We start from the raw sequence: 24,094 nt of genomic DNA, 5'->3' as shown, positions 1-24,094 counted from the left end.
ATGGCCCCCACCAACCGCACCCCCGGAAAGGCGTCCTCGGAGGCGGCCGTCGAGCCCTTCAAGCGGGCGGTGACCGGTTGTTTCAAGGCCATCGCGGGGGTCGCCGAGTTCGAGGTGACCTTTTCCAGCGAGCGGCCGGGCCTCTCCCCCGGCCGGGTGCGCCTGTCCGAGCCGCCGCGCCGCTTCACCGCCCATGACGCCGCCATCGTGCGCGGGCAGGCGGATGCCCTGGCCCTCAAGCTCGCCTGCCACAACCCGGCCACGCACCGCAAGATGCTGCCCGCCGGCGACACCGCCCGCGCCGTGTTCGAGGCGGTGGAACAGGCGCGGGTGGAGGCGATCGGCTCCAACCGCATGCCCGGCACCAAGCGCAACATCGCGGCCATGCTCCAGGACCGCTACCACCGCAGCAATCTCGCCGACATCACCGAGCGTTCGGAGGCGCCCATCGAGGACGCGATCGCGCTCCTGGTGCGCGAGCGGCTGACCGGCGAGGCGCCCCCGCGCGAGGCCCGCAAGCTGGTGGATTTGTGGCGCCCCTATATCGAGGAGCGGGCCGGCAAGGACCTCGGACGGCTCGCGGCCTCCATCGAGAACCAGAAGCACTTCGGCGAGATCGCCCGCCACCTGCTCTCCTCCCTCGACATGGGCGAGGATTCCAGCCTCGACACCGAGAACGACGAGGAGGACGACGAGAACCAGGGCGGCGCCGAGGAGGAGGGCGCCGAGCAGGGCCAGTCCAAGCAGGACGAGAGCCAGCAGGGCGCCTCCGAAAGCGAGGCCATGCTCTCCGAGGAGGAGCTGCCCCTCGGCGAGATCGACGCGGACGCCGCTCCGCCCGACGACATGCCCGACGGCGCCGAGCCCGGCGACAGCGACGAGGCCGCCGAGCCCTGGCAGCCCCGTCCGCCGGTGACCCATGACAATCGCGGACCGGAATACCACGCGTTCACCACTACGTTCGACGAGGAAGTGCACGCCGAGGACCTCTGCGACCCGGAGGAGCTGACCCGCCTGCGCGCCTATCTGGACAAGCAACTGTCCCACCTTCAGGGGGTGGTGGCGCGGCTCGCCAACCGGCTGCAGCGGCGCCTGCTGGCGCAGCAGAACCGGGCCTGGGATTTCGACCTGGAAGAGGGCGTACTCGACCCCGCCCGCCTGTCCCGCGTGGTCACCGACCCCACCGCCGCTTTATCCTTCAAGCAGGAGCGCGACACCGACTTCCGCGACACGGTGGTGACGATGCTCATCGACAATTCCGGCTCCATGCGGGGGCGGCCGATCACGGTGGCGGCCACCTGCGCCGACATCCTCGCCCGCACGCTCGAGCGCTGCGGGGTGAAGGTGGAGGTGCTGGGCTTCACAACCAAGGCCTGGAAGGGCGGCCAATCCCGCGAGGCGTGGCTCGCCGCCGGCAAGCCGGCCGGGCCCGGACGGCTCAACGATCTGCGGCACATCATCTACAAGGCCGCCGATGCCCCCTGGCGGCGCTCCCGGCGCAATCTGGGGTTGATGATGCGCGAAGGGCTACTCAAGGAAAACATCGACGGCGAGGCCCTCGACTGGGCCCATCAGCGCCTGCTGGCGCGCACCGAAGCCCGGCGCATCCTGATCATGATCTCGGACGGCGCCCCGGTGGACGATTCCACCCTCTCGGTGAACCCCGGCAATTATCTGGAGCGGCACCTGCGCCACATCATCACGGAGATCGAGACCCGCTCGCCGGTGGAGCTGATCGCCATCGGCATCGGCCATGACGTGACCCGCTACTACCGCCGCGCCGTGACCATCGTGGACGCGGAGGAGCTGGGCGGGGTGATGACCGAGAAGCTCGCCGAGCTGTTCGCGGAAAAGGCCGCCGCACCGGTCCGCGGCCGGCGGGCGCATTGATGGGCGCAGGTTCAAGGTCCCGGTTCGCACGAATCGCGAGCATCGCCGCCGCCGGCGTGCTCGCCCTTGGCCTCGCCGGCGCGGTGGTGGTGGGCACCGCCACCTCCAAGCCCACCGCCTTGCCGGAGCAGCCGGAAGCGCTGAGCGTCACGGCCACCCCCATCACCCGCTTCAAGATCGGCGACGACGGCACCCGTTTCGGCGCGCTCAGCTTCCGCGGCGGGCTGGTGCTGCACTCCGCCTATCCGGCCTTCGGCGGCATCTCCGGCTTCACGCTCGCCCCGGACAACCGCTTCCTCGCCGTCACCGATGCCGGCGTATTCCTCTCCGGCCGGCTCGATGTGGACGGCGACCGGCCCACCGGCCTCTCCGACGTGATGGCGGCGGCGCTGAAGGATGACGCCGGCCGGCTCCAGGCCCAGCGCGGGCGCGGCGACAGCGAATCCCTCACCATCGCCCCGGACGCGGTCTATGTGGGCATGGAGGACGTCAACGAGGTCTGGCGCTATCCGCGCGACCCGATGGGGAAAAACGGCACCCGCGTGCCGGCCCCCATGGTGCGCGACCTGCGTAACAATCTCGGCCTCGAAGGCCTCGCCTATGTGCCGTCCGGCCCGCTGAAGGGCGCGCTGATCGGCATCGGCGAGGATGGCATCCAGAAGGGCGAGGACCTGCCGGGCTTCATCATCGGCGGCCCCGCCCCGGGCCGCTTCACCATCCTCAAGAGCCGCCCCTTCAACGCCACCGACCTCGCGATCGCCCCCAATGGCGACATGTATCTGCTGGAGCGGCATTTTTCCTTGTCCACCGGGGTCTTGATGCAGGTCCGCTGGTTCGCCCTCGCCGAGGTCAAGCCGGGCGCGGTGGTGAGCGGAACCGTGCTCGGCACCTTCGACAACGGCTATGAGATCGACAATATGGAGGGCCTGGCGGTGACCACCAATGCCGCTGGCGAAACCCTGCTGACCATGATCTCCGACGACAATTTCAGCCCCATCCAGCGCACCATCCTGCTGCGGTTCGCCGTGGGCGAACCGAACCGTCACGCCGTCGCCCCTTGAGCGACCGGCGACGCCCCTGCCAGGGCGCCGTCCCATTGCGACACGCGACCGCCTCCGGCCGGGCACCGAACGGGAACAAAGCACGCGCGAATCGCGACACCAGGGACAATCGCGCTTCGTTCCGCCATGCCGCAGTCACACCACACCTGCCCCGCTGGCGAGCGGGGCCATGCGCGACGATGCCGCCGCCCCCGCGCCGGCCCCCCACTGGCGGGCAGGACCATGCGCGACGACGCCGGCCGGCCCCTCTCGCCCCGGCAACCGGCGCCCTTCTTTCGTCCCGGAGCCGTCCCCACGGCCGGTTCCCAGCCATCCCATTTCGCGACACTCTCCCCCGGCGGCCAGAACAACCGGGAACAAAACACGCGCGAATCGCTGCTCCGGGGACAATCGCGCTTTGTTCCACCATGCCGCCGCCCCCGCGCCGGCCCCGCTGGCGAGCGAGGCCATGCGCGACGATGCCAGCCGGGCCTCCTCGCGCTCCGGCGACCGGCGCCTTCTTCCTTCCCAGGACCAGCCGCCACGGCCGGTTCCCAGCCATCCCATTTCGCGACACTCTCCCCCGGCGGCCAGAACAGCCGGGAACAAAACACGCGCGAATCGCTGCTCCGGGGACGATCGCGCTTTGTTCCACCATGCCGCCGGCCCCCCCGCGCCAGCCCCCGCTGGCGGGCAGGACCATGCGCGACGACCCCGGCCACCCCTCTCGCCCCGACGACCGGCGCCCTTCTTTCGTCCCTGAGACGTCCCCACGGCCGGCTCCCGACCATCCCATTTCGCGACACCCGCCCCTGACGGCCGGAACAGCCGGGAACAAAACACGCGCGAATCGCTGCTCCGGGGACGATCGCGCTTTGTTCCGCCATGCCACCGCCCCCGCGCCGGCCCCCACTGGAGGGCAGGACCATGCGCGACGACGCCGGGCGGCCCTTCTCGCCCCGGCGACCGGCGCCCTTCTTTCGTCCCGGAGCCGTCCCCACGGCTGGCTCCCGACCATCCCATTTTGTGACACCCGCCCCCGCCAGCCGGAACAACCGGGAACAAAACGCGCGCGAATCGCTGCACCGGGCACAATCGCGCTTCGTTCCCTCGCGCCGCCGGCGTGCGGGCCATCCGCCCCTTGCGGGTGTGGCGGGGCCATGCTCGACTGCGCCGGCCGCCCCCCTCACGCTCCGGCAACGGCGCCCGCCGGCGGAGCAAAGCCCTAAGCCCTTCGGGAGCGGCCCACAGGAGATGACATGTTCGAGATCGGCCCGAACCTCTTCGTGATCGTGCTCGTGGTGCTTGCCATCGCCGTCGTCTTCGCCGGAGTGAAGACGGTGCCCCAGGGCTACCAGTTCACGGTCGAACGCTTTCGCCGCTACACCAAGACCCTGCAGCCGGGTCTCAACATCATCGTCCCGTTCATCGACCGCATCGGCACCAAGATGAACGTGATGGAACAGGTGCTGGACGTGCCCACCCAGGAGGTCATCACCAAGGACAACGCCACCGTCTCGGTGGACGGGGTGGCCTTCTTCCAGGTGTTCGACGCCGCCCGCGCCGCCTATGAGGTGGCCCGGCTCGACGTGGCCATCCTGGCCCTGACCATGACCAACATCCGCACCGTCATGGGCTCCATGGATCTCGACCAATTGCTCTCCCACCGCGACGAAATCAATGTGCGCCTACTGCGGGTGGTGGACGCCGCCGCCTCACCCTGGGGCGTCAAGATCACCCGCATCGAGATCAAGGACATCGTGCCGCCCGCCGACCTCGTGAACGCCATGGGCCGGCAGATGAAGGCCGAGCGCGAGAAGCGCGCCGCCATCCTGGAGGCCGAGGGACTGCGCCAGTCGGAGATCCTCAAGGCGGAAGGCCAGAAACAGGGCCAGATCCTGCAGGCGGAGGGCCGTCGGGAGGCTGCCTTCCGCGACGCGGAGGCCCGCGAGCGCCTCGCCCAGGCCGATGCGCGCGCCACCGAGATGCTGTCGGCGGCGATCGCCAGCGGCGATCCGGCCGCCCTCAACTATTACATCGCCGAGAAATATGTGAAGGCGTTCGAGACCCTGGGCGCCGCCCCCAACCAGAAGGTGGTGCTGATGCCCTACGAGGGCACGGCCCTGCTCTCGTCCCTCGCCGGCATCGGCGAGATCGCCCGCGGCGCGTTCGGGCCGGAGGCGCCGGCTCAGCTTCGCCGCGCGCGCCCCACCGGCCCGGCGACGCCGCCCACCGCGTGAGGCGGACATGACGTTTCTCTCCAACCTCGGACCCTGGGCCTGGTTCGTGTTCGGCGCCCTGCTGCTGGTGGCCGAGATCGCGGCGCCGGGCGCCTTCCTGCTGTGGCTCGGGCTTGCCGCCCTCGCCACCGGTGCCCTCGGCCTCGTGGCGGACCTCTCCTGGCAAGTGCAAGTGGTCGCCTTCGCGGCGCTGGCGGTGGTGGCCGTTCTGGTGGGCCGCAAGGTGTCCCCCAGCCCCGGCAAGGCCTCAGACCGGCCGTTCCTGAACCGGCGGGCACAGGGCTTCGTCGGGCGGGTGTTCACCCTGGACGAACCCATCGTCGACGGCACCGGCCGGGTGCGCATCGACGATACGGTCTGGCGTGTCACCGGCCCCGACACCGCCGCCGGCACCGACGTGAAGGTGGTGGCCGCGGACGGCCCCACCCTGACGGTCAAGCGCGCCTGACCGGCCCCGCCCCCCCGAGAGATGAAAGGCCCGAGGGGAGAAACCCGCCGGGGGTGCGCCCGGCGGGTGAAGACGACGGCGTTCAGCCCACCAGCGCGAGCCCGATCAGCCCGGCGATGCCGACCGCGATGCGCCACCAGCCGAACGGCTTGTAGCCGTGGCGGGAGACGAAATCGAGCAGCGAGCGCACCACCACCACCGCCGCGCAGAAGGCCGCGACGAAGCCGATGGCGATCAGCAGCCCGTCGTCCAGCGAGAGCGCGTTGCGGTTCTTGTACAGGTCATAGGCGAAGGCGCCGAGCATGGTGGGCAAGGCGAGGAAGAAGGAGAATTCCGCCGCCGCCCGCTTGTCCACGCCCATCAGCATGCCGCCGACGATGGTGGAGCCCGAGCGCGACATGCCGGGGATCATGGCGAGGCACTGCCAGAAGCCGATCTTCAGCGCCACCGGAAGCGGCAGGCCCATGGCGTTGTTGTAGCGCGGCTCCGGCACCACCTTGTCGATGAACAGCAGCACGACGCCGCCGAAGATGAGCGTGGCGCAGATGAGCGCCGGCGTCTCGAACAAGACGCCCTTGATGAAGCCGTGCGCGAACGCGCCGATCACCGCCGCCGGCAGGAACGCCACCACCACGCCGAGAACGAAGCGCCGGGCGCCGGGATTGGTGGGCAACTGCCTCGCCACCCGCACGAAACGCTCGAAATAGACAGTGAGGATGGCCAGGACGGCGCCGAGCTGGATCAGCACCTCGAAGGTGCGCCCGGTGCTCTGGAAGCCCATGAAATGGCCGAGCAGCAGCAGATGGGCGGTCGAAGAGACGGGAATGAACTCGGTCAGGCCCTCCACGAGGCCGAGCACGAGCGCTTCAAACATGTCGCCGAGGGTCATGGGCGGGAAGATCCGAAGGAGAGAAGACGACCGGGCGCGCACGGCCGCGCCGGACGCGGCATCGTGCGCACAGAGCCATTAAGCTGCAATTACGGCCCGCACCATCCCTGCCGCAGGGTCGCCCGCCTGCATCCGCGAGACCGGCCCGCGCCCGACCTCGGGAGGGGCGCAGCCGACCGCGACGCCACCCTTCCCTTGCGCCATGCCTTGCCGGGCGGGCGCGGGCGCACTACACCGGGGATGAAGCACGCGCCGATGGCCGTGCCGCATTCCGTTCACGATGACGGGGACAATCCTCCCCACCTTTTCGGCGATGCAACACCGCGCGCTCCGAATGGAACCAATCGGAAAGACTCCGTCCCTAAACATGAACGGGCCGGGTGAGCGCACGGCGCTCGAACGCCCCGGCGAAACAGAACCTCATGTATCTGCACCATCATCCCTTCTGCCCCCATTCCCGCTTCGTTCGCCTGCTGCTCGCCGAGTACGGGCTGGAACCGGAGCTCGTGGAAGAACGGGTGTGGGAGCGCCGGCCCGGCTTCCTGGCCCTGAACCCCGCCGGCGAAACGCCGGTGATCGTGGAGGAGCAATGCGCCTCCGTGCCCGGTGCCGGCATCATCGCCGAATATCTGGATGAGACCCGCGGCCTCGCCCTCGCCGACCACCGTCTTCTGCCGGAAAGCCCCGGCGAGCGGGTGGAGGTGCGCCGGCTCACCGCCTGGTTCCACGAGAAGATGTACGTGGAATCCACCGAGCCCCTGGTCCGCGAGCGCATCCACAAGCGCTATATGACGCGCCAGCAGGGCGGCGGCCCGCCCGACGCCACCGCCTTGCGCATGGCCCGCACCAATCTGCGCTATCATCTGAAATACATCGGCTGGCTGGCCAAGGCCCGCAAATGGCTGGCGGGCGAGCGGCTGAGCCAGGCGGACCTTGCCGCCGCCGCGCATCTCTCGGTGGCGGACTATCTGGGCGACGTCCCATGGGACGAGGACGAGCACGCACGGGACTGGTATGCGCGCATCAAGTCGCGCCCGACCTTCCGCGCCCTGCTCAACGAGAGCATTCCGGGAATGCCGCCCTCCAAGACCTACGCGGATCTGGATTTCTGAAGGCGGCGCCGACACCGGTCGCGCTCAAGGCGCACCTTGCCGAACTTGCCCTAGCGGAAGGCTTCGACGCCATCGGCATCGCCGATCCGCGCGCCGGTCGACCGGCGGGGGCGCGGCTCGCCCAATGGGTGGCCGAGGGCGCCCATGGCGACATGGGCTGGATGGCCGAAACGCTGGAGCGCCGCGCCGATCCCCTGGTGCTGTGGCCCGAGATGCGCGCCGTGGTCATGCTCGGCCTCAATTACGGCCCGCGCCAGGACCCCCGCGCCGTGCTCGCCGACCCCGCGGCCGGCGCCCTTTCGGTCTATGCGCGGGGCGAGGACTATCACGAGGTCATCAAGCCGAAATTGAAGCGCATCGCCCGCGGCCTGCTGGCGGCGGCCGGGGGCGGCGACGTGAAGGTGTTCGTGGACACCGCCCCGCTCATGGAGAAGCCGCTGGCGGGCGCCGCCGGCCTCGGCTGGCAGGGCAAGCACACCAACCTCGTCTCGCGCCCGTTCGGCTCCTGGCTGTTCCTCGGCGCCATCGCCACCACCCTGGAGCTGCCGTTCGACGCGGCGGAGCGCGACCATTGCGGCTCCTGCCGCGCCTGCCTCGACGCCTGCCCGACCAACGCCTTTCCCGCCCCCTACCGGATCGATGCGCGGCGCTGCGTGTCCTATCTCACCATCGAGCTGAAGGGGCCGATCCCGCGCCCGCTGCGGCCCCTCGTGGGCAACCGCATCTACGGCTGCGACGATTGCCTTGCCGCCTGCCCCTGGAACAAGTTCGCCGTCGCCGGGCACGAGGCGAAGCTGGCCGCGCGGGCGGACAACGAGGCGCCGCGCCTCGCCGATCTGGTCGCGCTCGACGACGCGGCCTTCCGCGCGCGCTTTCCCAAGAGCCCCATCAAGCGGGTGGGGCGCGACCGTTTCATCCGCAACGTGCTGATCGCCTTGGGCAACAGCTCCGACCCCGCGCTCGCCGACGCGGTCGCGGCCCGGCTTCGCGATGGCTCGGCCCTGGTGCGGGGCGCGGCGGTGTGGGCCCTCGCCCGGCTGCTGCCGCCCGATGCCGTGCGCACCCAGGCCGCCGCCCATGCGGATCGGGAAGACGACGCCGGCGTGCGCGACGAGTGGCGGGACGCCACTTCAGACCGCTGACGCCTGAAGCGCCCGGCTTTTCGGGAAGCTGACGCGGGCGCTGGTGCCGCCACTGGCGCGGCGGGTCAGGCTGAGCTCGCCGCCGTGCAGGGTGGCCAGCGCCCGGACGATGGCAAGGCCCAGGCCCGCCCCGCGCCCGCTCTTCACATCGAGCCGGCTCTCGCGGTGGCGGGCATCCTCGAGCGGCAATTCGCGCTCGCTGACCCCGGCGCCCGTATCCTCCACCGACAGGAAGGGCGCCCCGCTCGCGTCCAGGCCGGTCACGAGCCGCACCTCGCCGCCCACGGGTGTGAACTTCACCGCATTGGCCAGGAGGTTGAGCACCATCTGCCGCACCGCGCGCTCATCGCCCCACAGCCGGGTGCCCCCCGACACGTTCCCCTCTTGCCGCAGGGCCAGCCGGCGGGCGGCGGCATCGGGCTTCAGCATGGCGAGGCAGTCCTGCCCCAGCCGCTCCAGATGCACCGGCGTTTCCAAGAGCACCCGATGCCCGCTCTCGATGCGGGCGAGGTCGAGAAGATCGTCGGCGAGCGCCAAAAGGTGGCGGCCGGAGGCGAGGATGTCGCGGGCATAGCCCCCATAGGCGGGGACCTTGTGCGGCCCCAGCACCTCGTCCGCCATCATCTCGGAAAAGCCCATCACCGTGTTGAGGGGGGTGCGCAGCTCGTGGCTCATCTCGGCGAGGAAGCGCGATTTGGCGAGATTGTCCGCCTCCGCCTGGACCCGGGCCGCCTCGGCGGCGGCGAGCCGCGCCTCCAGCGCCGCGCCGGCGCGATCGATGCCGCGCGCCCAGGCCACCGCCGCCGCGCCGAGCGCAAGGGCCACGGTCGCCACGATGGCCATGGCGAGCGGGCCGCCGAAGGCCAAGGCGGCGGCGGTCGCGCCGAGACCGCCCAGCGCCGCCGCCAGCCCGATGCCGGGCACGGTGGAGCGACGCGCCAATACCCCCTCGCCCTCCCGGCGGGCGGAATCGGGCGCGTCCGTCACCCGGAGCCGAACGGAGCCGTGCATGCGAGCCTTTGGCGCCTTTTGCGCTCCCCTGCGCGGCAGCCGCCGGAATACGCCGTCCGCCACGAATGGATCTTTCGACACCTCGCCGAAAGGCAGTTAATGAAGCCTTAACGGTCCCCCGTCCAGGCTCCTACGTCAACCACAACCACGCGGCCCCATGGCCGCGCCAGCATATCCGACCGCCCCATGCGCATCTTCGACGTGATCGTCGCCTTCGCCCTCGTGCTCGCCATCGGGTTCGTGGCGGAATGGATGCTGCGCAAGGACGTGGTCGCCGGCCCGGCGACGGTGATCGACGGCGACACCCTGCGCCTCGACGGCCAGCGCATCCGCCTCACCGGCATGGATGCGCCGGAACTGGCCCAGACCTGCATGCGCGACGGCCAAAGCTGGCCCTGCGGCGCCACCGCCCGGTTCGCCCTGGTCGAGCTGGTGCAGCGCGGCGACGTGTTCTGCGCCGGCTCGGGAGCGGATGCCTATGGGCGCATGCTGGCGCGCTGCACCGTCGACGGGGTGGACATCGCCGAGGAGCTGGTGCGCCAGGGCCTCGCGCTCGCCGATGGTCGCTATGGCACCGCCGAGGCCGAGGCCCGCGCCGCCCGGCGCGGGCTGTGGGCGGGCCGCTTTGAACGCCCGCGCGACTATCGCGCCGCCCACCCGCGTCCGGACTGAACGGCCCCGCCACCTTGCGCCAAGCGAGACGGCGTCGTCTCTCGCAGCTCTCACGGAGGAGACCCAGGCGATGAAACTCTATGATTCCACCCGCGCCCCCAATCCGCGCCGCGTGCGCATCTTCCTCGCCGAGAAGGGCATCACGGTGCCGCTGGTGCCGGTGGACCTCACCACGATGGAGCACAAGTCGGAGGCCTTCACCCGCCTCAACCCACGCCAGAGGGTGCCGACGCTGGTGCTGGACAATGGCGCGGTGATTTGCGAGACCGTGGCCATCTGCCGCTATTTCGAAGCTCTCCAGCCCGAGCCCAACCTGTTCGGCGCGACGCCGCTGGAACAGGCGCTGGTGGAGATGTGGCAGCGCCGGGTGGAGCTGGAGCTGCTGCTGCCGGTGATGAGCGTGCTGCGCCACCTGAACCCGGCCATGGCCGCCATGGAGGTGCCGCAGGTGCCGGCCTGGGGCGAGGCCAACCGGCCAAAGATCATCGCTTTCCTCGAATTCCTGGACACCGAGCTGGCGAACCGCGCCTTTGTCGCCGGCGACCGCTTCACGGTGGCCGACATCACCGCCATCGTCACCGTCGATTTCATGCGGGCCATCCGCACCGAGGTGCCGGACAAGCTGACCCACATCCTGCGCTGGCGCGACATCGTCTCCCAGCGGCCCAGCATGAAAGCGTGATCCCATGCGACTGACGGTAGCCGGCTGCGGCGATGCCTTCTGCTCCGGCGGGCGGAGCAACACCTGCTATGTGGTCGAGAGCGGCGACAGCGTCCTCGCCCTCGACTTCGGCGCCACCGCCCCGCTGGCCCTTGCCCGGCTCGGCATCGACAGCGCCCGCCTCGACATGGTGATGCTGAGCCACCTGCACGGCGACCATTTCGGCGGCCTGCCGATCCTGCTGATCGACGGCCAGTTCGAGCGCGCCCGCAGCCGGCCGCTCACCATCGTCGGCCCGCCCGGCACGCGGACCCGGCTCGATGCCCTGATGGAGGCGATGTTCCCCGGCATGGGCGCCATGGCGTGGCGCTTCGACTGGCGGGTGAAGGAGGTGGCGCCGGGCTCCACCACCGCCTTCGGCCCCCTCACCCTGACCACAGCCGAGGTCCGCCATGCCGCCGGCGCCCCCGCCACCGCCCTGCGCCTGAGCGACGGGCAAGGCACCCTCGCCTTTTCCGGCGACACCGCATGGACCGACGCCCTCGGCCCCATCGCGGACGGGGCCGACCTGTTCATCTGCGAATGTTCCGCGTTCGACGACGCTCCCGCCGGCCACATGTCCTATCGCGCCCTGGCAACCCATCGGGCGGCGCTGGCGGCCCGGCGCATCCTGCTCACCCACATGGGCGCCGACATGCTGGCGCGGCGGGACGAGGTGGACGGCGCCCTGTTCCTGCTCGCCGCGGATGGCCTCGTGCTCGATGTCTGAAGCCGCCCTCGACACCCTCCTCGCGCGCATCCGCGCCTGCCGGGTGTGCGTGGAGGCGCCGCGCGGCACGCCGCTGCCCCATGCCCCGCGCCCGGTGCTGCGGGTGTCGGCCACCGCGCGCATCCTGGTGGCGAGCCAGGCGCCGGGCACCAAGGTGCATGCCAGCGGCCTGCCCTTCACCGATGCCTCCGGCGACCGGCTGCGCGCCTGGATGGGGGTGGGCCGGGATGCGTTCTATGACGAGACGCGCATCGCCATCGCCCCCATGGGCTTCTGCTTCCCCGGCCAGGATGCCAAGGGCGCCGACCTGCCGCCCCGGCGGGAGTGCGTCGCCACCTGGCACGACGCCCTGTTCGCCACCCTGCCGCCGTTCCGGCTGGTGCTGGCGGTGGGTCGCCCGGCCCAAGCCTATCACCTGAAACGCCTGGGCCTGCCCCATCTCGCCAAGGCCGGGCTGACGGAAACCGTGGCGGCATGGCGCACCGTGCGGGCGGAGGGGCTCCGCCTCGATCCGCCGGCGATCCTCTATCCCCTGCCCCATCCCTCCTGGCGCAACACCGGCTGGCTGAAGCGCCACTCCTTCTTCGAGGCCGAGCTGCTGCCGGAGCTGAAGGCCGACATCGCCCGCATTCTGCGCCTCGGCGACAGCCCCTCGTGACGCGCGTTTCCCATCTTGCGCCATCAATGTATGCAATGAATATCCCATGATCGAAGGTTGTGCGGAAAATTTGCCTTTTGCATAGGCAGCGCTCATTAGTGAGGCTTTGCAGAAAGGCCGCATCGTGCGAAGCAAGAGCACATTCGATTGGTTCCAGAGTGCCGCTCGCGCGCTCGGCGCCCTGCTGCCGGGCGCCACCGGGGAGCGGCGGCGCGGGAGAGACGTGATGGCCGACAATGGCGTAGCCGAAACCGCAACGGTGACCGAAGACGCCGTGCGTGCCGCTCTCAAACAGGTGAAGACGCCCGAGGGCGTCGCCCTGTCCGCCTCCCCGGCCCTGTCCGGCGTGGTGGTCACGTCCGGCAAGGTCTATCTGTCGGTCAATGTGGACCCGGCCCAGGTGCGGGCCTGGGAAAACGTGCGCATGGCCGCCGAGGCCGCCGTCGCCGCCGTGCCGGGGGTCAGCTCGGCCCTGGTGGCGCTCACCGCCGAGCGCACCGCCGCGCCCGCCGCCAAACCCGCCCACGGCCACGCCCATCCGCCGGCACCGCCCAAGGGCACCGCCGTGCCGGGGGTGAAGGCCATCATCGCCGTTGCCTCGGGCAAGGGCGGCGTGGGCAAATCCACCACCTCCATCAACCTCGCCCTGGGCCTGCGCGACCTGGGGCTGAAGGTGGGCCTGCTCGACGCCGACATCTACGGCCCGTCCCTGCCGCGCCTCACGGGACTTGCCCAGAAGCCTGAGATGGAGGACGGCAAGACCATCATCCCGCTCGAGAACTTCGGCCTGAAGCTGATGTCCATCGGGTTCCTGGTGGAAGAAGAAACCCCCATGATCTGGCGCGGCCCCATGGTGATGAGCGCCATCACCCAGATGCTGCGGGACGTGAAATGGGGGCCCCTCGACGTGCTGGTGGTGGACATGCCCCCCGGCACCGGCGACGCTCAGCTCACCATGGCCCAGAATGTGAACCTGGCCGGCGCCGTCATCGTGTCCACCCCGCAGGACCTCGCCTTGATCGACGCCCGGCGCGGGGTGGCCATGTTCGAGAAGGTCAACGTGCCCATTCTCGGCGTGGTGGAGAACATGGCCTATTTCGTGTGCCCCCACTGCGGCGGGCGCTCGGACGTGTTCGGCCACGGCGGCGCCCACCAGGAAGCGGACAAGATGGGCGTGCCGTTCCTGGGCGAGATCCCGCTGCACATGCGCATCCGCGAGATGTCGGACGCCGGCACGCCGGTCCTGGTGTCCGACCCGCAAGGCGAGCAGGCCGCCGCCTATCGCCATGTGGCAGCCGGCGTGAAGGCCGCCCTCGACCGCGTCGAGGCCGGCGCCAAGACCGCGCCGCGCATCGTCATCGAATAGACTGCGTCATTTTATGTCGCAAGAGATGGCGTTGAAGCATCTTTAGGTGCCTCAACGCCATTTTTGCGGTGCAAACATGCTTTCCCTAGGCAGATGCCCGCTCTAGATAGATCAATGACGCCGCTTCGCCCGAGGCGCGGATGGCGTCGTCAAAGACGTCCTAGGGAGCTGCCCGCATGAAACGCCGTGATTTCCTGACCGCCGCCGGAGCCGGCGTCGCCGCATCGACCGCCGTGGCCATGCCGGCCATCGCCCAGTCCGCGCCGGAGGTGAAGTGGCGCTGCACCTCGTCCTTCCCCAAGTCGCTCGACACCATCTACGGCGCCGCGGAGCTCATGTCCAAGACGGTGGCCGAGGCCACCGACGGCAAGTTCCAGATCCAGGTGTTCGCGGCGGGTGAGATCGTGCCCGGCCTGCAGGCCCTTGACGCCACCCAGAACAAGACCGTCGAGATGTGCCACTCGGCCTCCTATTATTATGTGGGCAAGGATCCGACCTTCGGCCTCGGCACCGCCATTCCGTTCTCCCTCAATACCCGCCAGACCAATGCCTGGTTCCTCTATGGCAATGGCCTGACCCTGCTCAACGACTTCTACAAGAAGTATGGCGTCTCCATGCTGCCCGGCGGCAACACCGGCGGCCAGATGGGCGGCTGGTTCCGCAAGGAGATCAAGACGGTCGCCGACCTCCAGGGCCTCAAGATGCGCATCGCCGGCATGGGCGGGCAGGTGATGGCCAAGCTCGGCGTGGTGCCGCAGCAGCTCGCCGGCGGCGACATCTACCCGGCGCTGGAGAAGGGCACCATCGACGCCGCCGAATGGGTCGGCCCCTATGACGACGAGCGGCTCGGCCTCTACAAGGTGGCGCAGTATTATTATTACCCCGGCTGGTGGGAAGGGTGCGCGGCGCTCAACTTCTTCTTCAACCTGGAAGAGCTGGAGAAGCTGCCAAAATCCTACCGCGCCGCCCTTACCGCCGCCTGCGCCCGCGCCAACGAGAGCATGCTCGCCAGCTACGACGCCAAGAATCCCATCGCCATCCAGAGCCTGGTGAAGTCCGGCACCCAGCTGCGCCGCTACCCCAACGACGTGCTGGACGCGGCCTATAAGGCGGCCCACAGCCTCTATGATGAAATCTCGGCCAAGAACCCAGAGTTCAAGAAGATCTGGGAAGACGTGAAGGTGTTCCGCAACAACGGCTATCTGTGGTGGCAGATTGTCGAGTTCACCTATGACGACTACATGGTGCGCGCCCGCGCCCGCGGCTGATCGCGCCCGGCACAGCATCGCGCCCGCGACCACATCGAGCCCCGGCGCCCGGCGCCGGGGCTTTTGCTTTTCCGCATGGACCTGCGCGCGCCCGCGCCCGCTTCCCTTGATCTCCTCGGGGTGAAAATCTAGTGTCCGCCCGCGCGGCGGCGCACTCCGCCCGCGGCGCGGCGCGCGTGGCCCTCCCGGCCCCGCGCCCGTCCGCCCGATGTCTCGCGAGCCTCCTGATGATCGATCCCGCCCTTCCGCCCCACATGCGGCCCGACCGCTCCTTCCAGGCCCTGCTGCTGACCCTGCAGCGCTTCTGGGCGGACCAGGGCTGCGTGATCCTCCAACCCTACGACATGGAGGTGGGCGCCGGCACCTTCCACCCCGCCACCACCCTGCGCGCGCTCGGCCCCAAGCCCTGGAAGGCGGCCTATGTGCAGCCCTCGCGCCGGCCCAAGGACGGGCGCTATGGCGAGAACCCCAACCGGCTCCAGCATTATTACCAGTTCCAGGTGATCCTGAAGCCCTCGCCCGACAACCTCCAGGAGCTCTACCTCAAGTCGCTGGACGCCATTGGCGTGGATCTCAAGATCCACGACGTGCGCTTTGTGGAAGACGACTGGGAAAGCCCGACGCTGGGCGCCTGGGGCCTGGGCTGGGAGTGCTGGTGCGACGGCATGGAGGTGTCCCAATTCACCTATTTCCAGCAGGTGGCCGGCTTCGAGTGCGCGCCGGTGGCGGGTGAACTGACCTATGGGCTGGAACGCCTCGCCATGTATGTGCAGGGGGTCGAGAACGTCTACGACCTCAATTTCAACGGCCGCGAGGGCGCCGAAAAGACCAGCTATGGCGATGTCTTCCTCCAGGCCGAGCAGGAATATTCGCGGCACAATTTCGAATATGCCGACACCGACATGCTGCTGGAGCAGTTCCGCATGGCCGAGGGCGCCTGCCACAAATATCTCGCGGCAGGCGACGCCGGCGAAAAGCACCTGATGGCGCTGCCGGCCTACGACCAGTGCATCAAGGCGTCGCACGTCTTCAACCTGCTCGACGCCCGTGGCGTCATCTCGGTGACCGAGCGACAGAGCTACATCCTGCGCGTGCGCGAATTGGCCAAGGCCTGCGGCGCCGCCTGGCTGAAGACCGCCGGCGGCGGCGCCTGAGCCGCCCCGACCAGCCATCGCCCGCGCGCGCTCCCCCTTGGCGACACCCGGTCCTTGAAGGTATGGTGGAACGGGTTACACGCGCCTTGGGGGGGGCTTCGTGCTCGACGGCTCTATTTCGCGTCCGCGCCAGACGTCGCGGCGCCTCGGCCCGGCACCGGGCCACCGGCGCTCGCATCCCCGCCGGGTGACGGCTCCCCCGGCCGGGCGCCGCGCCCCACCGGCGACACCCACCGGTGCCCCCGCGTGAGCGTTGGAACCGCGACCGCGGACGCCACCGCCGCCACCACGGCGGACAGCCCGCCGCCCCTGTCGCTCCGCCTGGTGCTGGCGGGAAGCGTGGGCAACATGCTGGAGTGGTACGACTTCGGCGCCTACGGCTTCCTGGCGGCCATCTTCGCGCGCAATTTCTTTCCCGCGGACAACGGCTTCGCCGGCCTGCTGGCGGCCTATGGGATGCTGGCGGCCTCGTTCCTGATGCGGCCGGTGGGCGGCGTCATCTTCGGCCACATCGGCGACCGCCACGGGCGCCGGCACGCGCTCTATCTCTCCGCCGGCCTGATGTGCGTCTCCACCGCAAGCATCGGCCTTCTGCCGACCTATGCCACCGCCGGCATGGCGGCCCCGGTGCTGCTGCTGCTGCTGCGCCTGTTGCAGGGCGTGTCCCTGGGTGGGGAATATTCCACCTCGGTGGTCTTTCTCGCGGAGCGGGCCCAGCCGCGCTGGCGCGGGCTGCTGCTCAGCCTCTGCTCCGTGGGCGCCATGGGCGGCACCATGCTGGGGTCGCTGGTGGGCGCGGCCACCGCCTCCCTGCTGTCGCAGGAAGAGCTCATGGCATGGGGATGGCGCCTGCCGTTCCTGGTGGGCCTGCTGCTCGGCATCACCACCCTCTGGCTGCGCTACGGCATGAGATCCGCGCAGGAGGAGCCGCCGGAACGGCCGCGCAGCCCGCTGATGCGGGCCTTCATCGACGATTGGCGGGCCATGCTCGTCTGCACGCTCATCAATCTCGCCGGCGGCGTGAACACCTACATGCTGTTCGTCTATCTGGTGACCTACATGCAGCAGGTGGATGGCCTGTCGCCGGGCAGCGCGCTCCAGGTCAACACCTTCAGCATGATCGTCACGGTGGCCTTGCTGCCGCTGTTCGCCGCGCTGTCGGATGTCATCGGCCGCAAGCGAGTGCTGGCCGGCGCCCTCATCGGCTTCGTGCTGTTCTCATGGCCCCTGTTCCGGCTGCTCAGCGCCACCACCGAACAGAGTGCCATCATGGGCCAATTGGGCTTCGCCGTTCTGATCGCCGCCTACACCAGCGTCTCGCCCGCGATCCTGGCGGAGATGTTCAAGCGCGCCACGCGCTGCTCCGCCGCCGCCGTCAGCAACAATGTCAGCCGAGGCCTGGCGGGCGGCACCGCGCCCATGATCGGCGTCTATCTGGTCAGCGGCCTGCATGACGACATGGGGCCGGCGGTCTACATCATGGCGGTGGCCGCGCTGTCGCTGGCCGCCACCTTCTTCATGACCGACCGCGCCAGACGGCCCATGCCCTGAAGGCGCCGGCCACAAGCGCGCCCAAAAGCCGCAAGGACGCGCCGCCAAGTGGCGCCGCCGGATGGCGCTGCAAGGTGGCGCCGCGAGATGGAGCCGCAAGCATGAGCGTGACCGCAGCCGCCTCTCCGCCAGCGGACCCTGCGCGGGGCTGCGAACATCCTCGGGAGCGGGGTGGGCGCCTCTCCGCCAGCGCCATGGCCGCGGCGGCCATGGGCAACATGCTGGAATGGTACGACTTCGCGGTCTACGGCTTCCTCGCCACGGTGTTCGCGCGCAATTTCTTTCCCGATTCCAGTCCCAGCGCCGGATTGATCTCGGTGTTCGGGGTGTTCGCCGCCTCCTTCCTGATGCGGCCGCTGGGCTCCATCGTGTTCGGCCACATCGGCGACCGGCACGGCCGCCGCGCCGCCATGCTGGCCTCGGCCCTGTGCATGACGGTGTCGACGGTGGCGGTGGGGCTGCTGCCCACCTATGCCGTGGCCGGCGTGGCGGCGCCGGCCCTGCTGCTGGCGCTGCGGCTGGTGCAGGGCCTGTGCATCGGCGGCGAATACATGTCGTCGGCGGTGTTCCTGGCGGAAGGCGCTCCCAGCCGCTGGCGCGGCGCCTGCGCCGCCCTCGCGACGGTGGGCTGCAACGGCGGCACGCTGGTGGGCTCCGGCATCGGCGCCTTGACCACGCAGGTGCTCACCCCCGACCAATTGGACGCCTGGGGCTGGCGGCTGCCGTTCTTGCTCGGCCTCGTCCTGGGCGGGTTCACGCTGGTGCTGCGGCGCACAGTGCCGGAAACACCCCTGGGCGTAGAAAAAGGCCTGCCACTGGTGGCGGCGTTCCGCGACGGCTGGCGCGATATCCTGCGGGCGTCGTGCTTCAATTTCGTGGTGGGCCTCTCCTTCTACCTCATCTTCGTCTATCTCGCGACCTGGCAGCAGCAGGTGGACGGCTTCAGCCCGGCGCTGGCGCTGGAATTGAACACCATCAGCATGCTGGTGGTGCTGGTGATGGCGGTGGCCTTCGCCGCGCTGTCGGACCTCGTCGGGCGCAAGCTGGTGCTCGGGGCCGGGTTCCTCGGGTTGGCGCTGTTTTCCTGGCCGCTGTTCCAGCTCATGCGCTCGGGCGATCCCACCCTTGCGCTCATCAGCCAGATCGCCTTTTCCGTGCTCATCGCCACCGGCGGCGCCATGCCGGTGATGCTGGCGGAGATGTTCTCCCGCCGCACCCGCTGCACCTCGGTGGGCCTGAGCTGGAACATCGCCATCGGCATCGGCGGCGGCACCGCGCCCATGGTGGCGGTGCTGCTGGTGAACGCCACCGGAAATCCGCTGGCCCCGGCGGGCTATCTCATCGGCGCCGCGACCCTGGCGTTCCTGGCGGTGCTGAGCGTGCCCGACCGCGCCGGCCGCCCGCTCGATTAGGCCCCGGCCCCTCGACGCGATGGCCGAAACCCTTTAGCACACCCTTCGAACGTTCACCCCGGCGTGCTTCGCGCGCCTGTCTCCCCGTACCGGGGACGAGTCCGATCCGATGCCCGACCTTCTGCTTGAGCTCTTCTCCGAGGAAATCCCCGCCCGCATGCAGGCCCAGGCGGCCGACACCCTGCGCAAGCTGGTCACCGACGCGCTGGTGAACCGGGGCCTTCTCTACGAGGGCGCGAAGGCCTTCGTCACCCCGCGCCGGCTCGCGCTGGCGGTGCACGGCCTGCCCGGCAAGCAGGCCGACCAGCGGGAAGAGAAGAAGGGTCCCCGCGTCGGCGCGCCCGAACAGGCCCTCGCCGGCTTCCTGAAGAGCGCGGGGCTCGCCTCCATCGATCAGGCCAAGATCCAGTCCGATCCCAAGAAGGGCGATTTCTATATCGCCGTGGTGGAGAAGAAGGGCCGCCCCACCGCCGAGGTGATCGCCGAGGTCATCCCCGAGGTCATCCGCACCTTCCCCTGGCCGAAATCCATGCGCTGGGGCACCGGCAGCCTGCGTTGGGTGCGCCCGCTCCATTCCATTTTGTGCACCTTCGGCGCCGAGGGGGACGAGCCGGAAGTGGTGACATTCGAGGTGGAAGGCATCACGGCGTCCAACATCACCCGCGGCCACCGTTTCCTTGCGCCCGCGCCGTTCACCGTGAAGCGGCTGGACGATTGGATGGCGAAGCTGGAGGCCGCCAAGGTGGTCGCCGACCGCGACCGCCGCAAGGATATCATCCTCAACGATGCCAAGGATCTGGCGCTGGCGGCCGGGCTGGAGCTGGTGGAGGACGACGGGCTGCTCGACGAGGTCTGCGGCCTGGTGGAATGGCCGGTGGTGCTGATGGGGGCGTTCGAGGAGCGCTTCCTCGACATTCCCGATGAGGTCATCCGCGCCACCATCCGCGCCAACCAGAAGTGCTTTGTGCTGAAGGACCCCAAGACTGGCCGACTCGCCAACCGCTTCATTCTGATCTCGAACCTTGTCGCCACCGACGGCGGCGCGGCCATCGTCGCCGGCAACGAGCGGGTCATCCGCGCCCGCCTGTCGGATGCCAAGTTCTTCTGGGACACGGACCGGGCCAACGGCCTGGAAAGCCGCATGCCCAAGTTCGACCACATCACCTTCCACGAAAAGCTCGGCACCCAGGCCGCGCGCATCGCGCGCATCGCCAACCTCGCCACGATCATCGCCCCCCAGGTGGGCGCCGATCCGGTGCTGGCGGAAGAGGCGGCGCTGATCGCCAAGGCGGACCTGCTCACCGAGGTGGTGGGCGAGTTCCCCGAGCTGCAGGGCCTCATGGGCCGCTATTATGCGCAAGGCGAGGGCATGGCCGCCGAGGTCGCCGCCGCCTGCGAGGAACATTACAAGCCGCAAGGCCCGGGCGACCGCACCCCCACCGCCCCGGTCTCCATCGCCGTGGCGCTGGCGGACAAGATCGACACTTTGGTGGGCTTCTGGGCCATCGACGAGAAGCCCACCGGCTCCAAGGACCCCTATGCTTTGCGCCGGGCGGCGCTGGGGGTGATCCGGATCATTCTGGAGAACGGGCTGAGGCTGAAGCTATCCAGCCTGTTCGCCGATCTGGCGGAGCGCCTGGAATTGCCGGAAGTCAAGGGCGAGTTCCGCTATCGGACACCCGGCGCGGCCACCGAAGAAGCCGCCGACCTTCTCTCCTTCTTCGCCGATCGCCTGAAGGTGTATCTGCGGGAGAACGGAGCGCGGTTCGATCTGGTGGATGCGGTGTTCGCGCTGCCCGGCCAGGACGATCTCTTCGAGCTGGTGCTGCGCATGAAGGCGCTGGCGCGCTTCCTGGAAAGCGAGGACGGCAAGACGCTGCTCGCCGGCTATCGCCGCGCCGCGAGCATCCTGCGCATCGAGGAGAAGAAGGACGGCAAGGCCTTCAAGGGGCCGACCAGCGCCGCCCTGCTCAAGGAAGAAGCGGAAGAAAAGCTCGCCGCCGCCATCGACGATGTGAAGGAACATCTGGCCAAGACCATCGCGGCGGAGGATTTCGAGGGCGCCATGACCGCGCTTTCCGACCTGCGCGCGCCGGTGGATGCCTTCTTCGAGGCGGTGACGGTGAATGCCGAGGATGCCGCCTTGCGCGAGAACCGGCTGAAGCTCCTGGACGAGATCCGCACCGCCACCCGCGCCATCGCCGATTTCGACCGCATCGAGGGCTGACCTCCCCCCGCGCGGGCGACACGCCCGCGTGAGCCGCCCGCCCGCAAGGCCCTCCCTCCAGCGAGACTAGCGCCGCGCCCCCTGCCCGGACCACCGGGCGGGCATCATCGCCCCTGCGCGCGAGGCGCGGCCGCCTGTTCTCTTCAGGGTCAGAAAACCGCGTCGCGGACCGGGCGCCGGTGCGCCGAAGGCGTGCGGCGCGGTCTTCGCCAATGCCGCGCCGGTTCACGCGCGCACCCGCGCCGATGGTCCCGGCCAGAGATTCGGGCAATACATTCCGGCAAGACCTTCCGGCCGCTGGCGAAAAGACCTGTTCCGCAGCAGGATGGGGCGGATTCACGGCAGGGGACGGGAATGCCTCAGTCTTCAGGGGCGCGATCACGCGGGACAGGCCTCGGACAAGGCTTCATGCGGCGCGCGGTGACGGGCGCCGGCTCGGCGCTGGTGCTGGCGCTGCTGCCGGCGCCGGGGCGCGCCGAGGGCATGGCGCCGGCGGACGGGCCGGGCGCCTTCTGCACCACGCCGGCCTGTGCCGGCGACCAGCAGCAGGGCCAGGGTGCCGCCCTCACCGTGCTGCACGCGCTCGGCCACACCGCGGCCGGACAGCGCCTGCTGGAGGCGAATGCCGCCGTCACCACCCACATTTATGACAGCGCGACGCTGGCGCAGCGCATCCAGGCGGCGCAGAACGCCCGCGACCCGGATAATCCAGCCATCACCAGCTTCAACATCTGGAACCTGGTGACGGGCCCCGCCAGCACGGTGATGATGACCCTGGCCTCGGCCAACCGCCTGCCGGGCACCATCGCCGCCGACCTCTCCGGCGCCTTTTCCGTGGAGCAGGTGGGCTATTTGAAGAACACCTTCCCGCAGGCCAACATCTATGGCGACGCCTATCATGCGCCGCCGGGGCTGGTGAACGATCCGCGGCCCTATCTGGCGCTGCCGGCCATCGGCGACGCCCCGTGGCGCGCGCCCGCCACGCCGCCCGGCATCGTCGCCGCCCAGCAGAAGGAGTGGCGCACCCTCGCCACCATGCCCTCGTTCCCGAGCGGCCATACCTTCTTCGGCACCACCACCGCGCTCTATTACGCGACCCTCACCCCCACCTATTACCAGCAATTGATCGGCGCCGGGCAGGCCTATGGGATCGATCGCAACATCATCGGCGTGCATTACGCGCTGGACGTGATCGGCGGACGCATCGTCGCCCAGCGCACCCTGGCCGAGCTGCTGGCGGGCAACCCCGCCTATTCGGCCGGCTTCCCCGCGCGGGCCGAGGCCAATGCCGCCGCCCTGGCGGTGGCGCTCGGCCCTGAGCTGGTGTCGCCGCTGCACGCCGCCTGCCGCGCGTCGGTGGCGAACTGCCTGTCCAGCGGCTTCGTGCCCGGCGCGAAGACCTGGCGCGCCGCGCGGCAAAAGGCCTTCTGGCGCCTCACCTACGGCCTGCCGCCCATGGGCGAGAACCCGCCCGAACCGGTGATTCCGGACATCGCCGAGCGCCTCATCGCCACCCGTTTCCCCTATCTCGACACCGCCCAGCGCAATGCGATCCTGGCCACCACCAGCCTGCCCGCCAACAGCCCCCTCGACGGCGGCCTGGGCTGGGCGCGGCTCGACCTCTACGCCGCCGGCGGGGGCTACGGCGCCTTCCCCGGCCATGTGACGGTGACGCTCGACGCCGCCAACGGCGGGCTCCACGCCTTCGACATGTGGACCAACGACATTTCCGGCCCCGGCGGCCTCACCAAGACCGGCAGCGGCACGCTGCTGCTGGCCGGCGACGGCACCTTCACCGGCGGCACCCAGGTCCAGGCCGGCGCCCTCGCCCTCTCGGGCGCCCTCGCGGGCAGCCTCGCCATCGCCCCCGAGGCCGCCGTCTACAGCACCGGCGGCTATGTCGTGGCGCCCGACGCGACCTTCACCAATGCCGGGCAATTCAGCTCGGTGGGCGCGGCCCTCTACAATTTCGGCGCCGCGACCAACACCGGCCGCATCACCGGCGACCTTTTCAATTTCGGCCGCCTGTCCGGCGCCGGCACCCTCGCCGGCACCCTGCGCAACGCCGGCCTACTGCAGCCGGACCAGGGACCCATCCGCGTCGCCTCCGACACGGTGCTGGAACCCGAATCGGTCGTGAAGGCACCCATCGGCGCGCAGGTGCTGGAAGCCCAGGGCGCCGCGCGGCTCGGTGGCCGGCTGGAGCTGAGCCCCGGCCTCCCGTCGGCCGCCGGCCGGTCCTGGATCCTGCTGACCGCCGCCGGCGGCGTCACCGGCGAGTTCGATGCCGTGGCGTCCCCCGATCCGGACCTCGACGCCGTGGTGACGGTCGCCGGCACCGCCGCGCGCGTGACGCTGACCCCGCGGACCATCGCGCCTGCTCCCGCCACCCATGCCGATGCGCAATGATGCCAAGGGCTTGAGAACGTGGCGGACGGGCCTTTGGCCCAGCCCGCACGGCCCCCCTCGGGCCATCGCCCGGAAGACACACGCCAAGCTGTGGGAGCCGCTCCGGCCCCCCCGGCGCGGGCTCCGGCGATCCTCGCGAACCGGGCCTGGGGAGCCCGCTGGACGACCTGCCGTG

The 24,094-nt window shown here is 70.0% G+C and carries 19 protein-coding genes; 17 read left to right on the top strand and 2 right to left on the bottom strand.

All coding sequences use genetic code 11. The features are described 5' to 3' along the window. From cobT to HUW53_RS05915, 4 genes are all read left to right on the top strand, one after another. Positions 1-1,890, top strand: a complete 1,890-nt coding sequence (gene cobT / locus HUW53_RS05930; protein WP_237344833.1) for a cobaltochelatase subunit CobT — start codon at positions 1-3, stop codon at positions 1,888-1,890. Beyond that, positions 1,890-2,951, top strand: a complete 1,062-nt coding sequence (locus HUW53_RS05925) for an esterase-like activity of phytase family protein (protein ID WP_237344832.1) — start codon at positions 1,890-1,892, stop codon at positions 2,949-2,951. Before cobT ends, HUW53_RS05925 begins: the two co-directional genes overlap by 1 nt. 1,238 nt (positions 2,952-4,189) lie before the next feature. Then, positions 4,190-5,170 carry an SPFH domain-containing protein gene (locus HUW53_RS05920; RefSeq protein ID WP_237344831.1) on the top strand — a complete coding sequence of 327 codons (981 nt, stop codon included), beginning with the start codon at positions 4,190-4,192 and terminating at the stop codon, positions 5,168-5,170. Positions 5,171-5,177: 7 nt separating this feature from the next. Beyond that, positions 5,178-5,618, top strand: coding sequence for an NfeD family protein (locus HUW53_RS05915; RefSeq protein WP_237344830.1), 441 nt, complete (start codon positions 5,178-5,180; stop codon positions 5,616-5,618). An 82-nt stretch (positions 5,619-5,700) separates the two neighbouring features. On the opposite strand, the gene HUW53_RS05910 is transcribed toward HUW53_RS05915, so the two are convergent. After that, on the bottom strand, positions 5,701-6,507 hold the full coding sequence (locus HUW53_RS05910) for an undecaprenyl-diphosphate phosphatase (RefSeq protein WP_237344829.1): 807 nt from the start codon (positions 6,505-6,507) through the stop codon (positions 5,701-5,703). Between the two features lie 422 nt (positions 6,508-6,929). Between HUW53_RS05910 and HUW53_RS05905 the strand changes: the two genes are divergently transcribed. Together HUW53_RS05905 and queG are read left to right on the top strand one after the other, a co-directional pair. Continuing rightward, complete coding sequence (locus HUW53_RS05905) at positions 6,930-7,619, top strand: glutathione S-transferase family protein (protein WP_237344943.1); 690 nt, start codon at positions 6,930-6,932, stop codon at positions 7,617-7,619. Next, positions 7,616-8,761, top strand: a complete 1,146-nt coding sequence (gene queG / locus HUW53_RS05900) for a tRNA epoxyqueuosine(34) reductase QueG (protein ID WP_237344942.1) — start codon at positions 7,616-7,618, stop codon at positions 8,759-8,761. Before HUW53_RS05905 ends, queG begins: the two co-directional genes overlap by 4 nt. Here the strand turns inward: queG and HUW53_RS05895 are convergent. Beyond that, positions 8,750-9,772, bottom strand: a complete 1,023-nt coding sequence (locus HUW53_RS05895) for a sensor histidine kinase (protein WP_237344828.1) — start codon at positions 9,770-9,772, stop codon at positions 8,750-8,752. The genes queG and HUW53_RS05895 overlap by 12 nt on opposite strands. 186 nt (positions 9,773-9,958) lie before the next feature. Here HUW53_RS05895 and HUW53_RS05890 point away from each other — a divergent pair, with 186 nt between their 5' ends. From HUW53_RS05890 to HUW53_RS05840, 11 genes are all read left to right on the top strand, one after another. Next, on the top strand, positions 9,959-10,444 hold the full coding sequence (locus HUW53_RS05890) for a thermonuclease family protein (protein WP_237344827.1): 486 nt from the start codon (positions 9,959-9,961) through the stop codon (positions 10,442-10,444). Between the two features lie 70 nt (positions 10,445-10,514). After that, a complete protein-coding gene (locus tag HUW53_RS05885) occupies positions 10,515-11,126 on the top strand; it encodes a glutathione S-transferase family protein (RefSeq protein ID WP_237344826.1) in 612 nt (203 codons plus the stop codon). Positions 11,127-11,130: 4 nt separating this feature from the next. Beyond that, positions 11,131-11,874, top strand: a complete 744-nt coding sequence (locus HUW53_RS05880; RefSeq protein ID WP_237344825.1) for an MBL fold metallo-hydrolase — start codon at positions 11,131-11,133, stop codon at positions 11,872-11,874. Then, complete coding sequence (locus tag HUW53_RS05875) at positions 11,867-12,532, top strand: uracil-DNA glycosylase family protein (RefSeq protein WP_237344824.1); 666 nt, start codon at positions 11,867-11,869, stop codon at positions 12,530-12,532. Before HUW53_RS05880 ends, HUW53_RS05875 begins: the two co-directional genes overlap by 8 nt. Before the next feature lie 226 nt (positions 12,533-12,758). Next, complete coding sequence (locus HUW53_RS05870; protein WP_237344941.1) at positions 12,759-13,898, top strand: Mrp/NBP35 family ATP-binding protein; 1,140 nt, start codon at positions 12,759-12,761, stop codon at positions 13,896-13,898. 176 nt (positions 13,899-14,074) lie between these two features. Further along, positions 14,075-15,166: a TRAP transporter substrate-binding protein gene (locus HUW53_RS05865; RefSeq protein WP_237344823.1), complete on the top strand. Its 1,092-nt coding sequence runs from the start codon at positions 14,075-14,077 to the stop codon at positions 15,164-15,166. A 227-nt stretch (positions 15,167-15,393) separates the two neighbouring features. After that, a complete protein-coding gene (locus tag HUW53_RS05860; RefSeq protein WP_237344822.1) occupies positions 15,394-16,320 on the top strand; it encodes a glycine--tRNA ligase subunit alpha in 927 nt (308 codons plus the stop codon). A gap of 246 nt (positions 16,321-16,566) precedes the next feature. Continuing rightward, the gene (locus HUW53_RS05855; RefSeq protein WP_237344821.1) at positions 16,567-17,871 is read left to right on the top strand and encodes an MFS transporter; all 1,305 of its coding nucleotides are present in this window, start codon (positions 16,567-16,569) and stop codon (positions 17,869-17,871) included. A 101-nt stretch (positions 17,872-17,972) separates the two neighbouring features. After that, on the top strand, positions 17,973-19,283 hold the full coding sequence (locus tag HUW53_RS05850) for an MFS transporter (RefSeq protein ID WP_237344820.1): 1,311 nt from the start codon (positions 17,973-17,975) through the stop codon (positions 19,281-19,283). Positions 19,284-19,392: 109 nt separating this feature from the next. After that, complete coding sequence (gene glyS, locus HUW53_RS05845) at positions 19,393-21,510, top strand: glycine--tRNA ligase subunit beta (protein WP_237344819.1); 2,118 nt, start codon at positions 19,393-19,395, stop codon at positions 21,508-21,510. Between the two features lie 408 nt (positions 21,511-21,918). After that, positions 21,919-23,919 (top strand): phosphatase PAP2 family protein, encoded by a 2,001-nt coding sequence (locus HUW53_RS05840; RefSeq protein ID WP_237344818.1) that lies wholly within the window; start codon positions 21,919-21,921, stop codon positions 23,917-23,919. The last annotated feature ends 175 nt before the right edge of the window (positions 23,920-24,094 follow it).

The organism is Xanthobacter agilis (genome assembly GCF_021730435.1).
Lineage (GTDB): Bacteria > Pseudomonadota > Alphaproteobacteria > Rhizobiales > Xanthobacteraceae > Xanthobacter > Xanthobacter agilis.
Note: the sequence above shows the minus strand (reverse complement) of the source record. Positions and strands in the feature narration are given on the sequence as shown.

Bases quoted from the DNA above. Each gene is read 5' to 3' on its own strand.
- HUW53_RS05895 (WP_237344828.1), bottom strand. From the start codon at position 9,772: ATGCACGGCTCCGTTCGGCTCCGGGTGACGGACGCGCCCGATTCCGCC.
- HUW53_RS05920 (WP_237344831.1), top strand. From the start codon at position 4,190: ATGTTCGAGATCGGCCCGAACCTCTTCGTGATCGTGCTCGTGGTGCTT.
- HUW53_RS05880 (WP_237344825.1), top strand. From the start codon at position 11,131: ATGCGACTGACGGTAGCCGGCTGCGGCGATGCCTTCTGCTCCGGCGGG.
- HUW53_RS05890 (WP_237344827.1), top strand. From the start codon at position 9,959: ATGCGCATCTTCGACGTGATCGTCGCCTTCGCCCTCGTGCTCGCCATC.
- HUW53_RS05865 (WP_237344823.1), top strand. From the start codon at position 14,075: ATGAAACGCCGTGATTTCCTGACCGCCGCCGGAGCCGGCGTCGCCGCA.
- HUW53_RS05925 (WP_237344832.1), top strand. From the start codon at position 1,890: ATGGGCGCAGGTTCAAGGTCCCGGTTCGCACGAATCGCGAGCATCGCC.
- HUW53_RS05860 (WP_237344822.1), top strand. From the start codon at position 15,394: ATGATCGATCCCGCCCTTCCGCCCCACATGCGGCCCGACCGCTCCTTC.
- HUW53_RS05910 (WP_237344829.1), bottom strand. From the start codon at position 6,507: ATGACCCTCGGCGACATGTTTGAAGCGCTCGTGCTCGGCCTCGTGGAG.
- HUW53_RS05870 (WP_237344941.1), top strand. From the start codon at position 12,759: ATGGCCGACAATGGCGTAGCCGAAACCGCAACGGTGACCGAAGACGCC.
- HUW53_RS05905 (WP_237344943.1), top strand. From the start codon at position 6,930: ATGTATCTGCACCATCATCCCTTCTGCCCCCATTCCCGCTTCGTTCGC.
- HUW53_RS05850 (WP_237344820.1), top strand. From the start codon at position 17,973: ATGAGCGTGACCGCAGCCGCCTCTCCGCCAGCGGACCCTGCGCGGGGC.
- HUW53_RS05840 (WP_237344818.1), top strand. From the start codon at position 21,919: ATGCGGCGCGCGGTGACGGGCGCCGGCTCGGCGCTGGTGCTGGCGCTG.
- HUW53_RS05875 (WP_237344824.1), top strand. From the start codon at position 11,867: ATGTCTGAAGCCGCCCTCGACACCCTCCTCGCGCGCATCCGCGCCTGC.
- cobT (WP_237344833.1), top strand. From the start codon at position 1: ATGGCCCCCACCAACCGCACCCCCGGAAAGGCGTCCTCGGAGGCGGCC.
- glyS (WP_237344819.1), top strand. From the start codon at position 19,393: ATGCCCGACCTTCTGCTTGAGCTCTTCTCCGAGGAAATCCCCGCCCGC.
- HUW53_RS05915 (WP_237344830.1), top strand. From the start codon at position 5,178: ATGACGTTTCTCTCCAACCTCGGACCCTGGGCCTGGTTCGTGTTCGGC.
- HUW53_RS05885 (WP_237344826.1), top strand. From the start codon at position 10,515: ATGAAACTCTATGATTCCACCCGCGCCCCCAATCCGCGCCGCGTGCGC.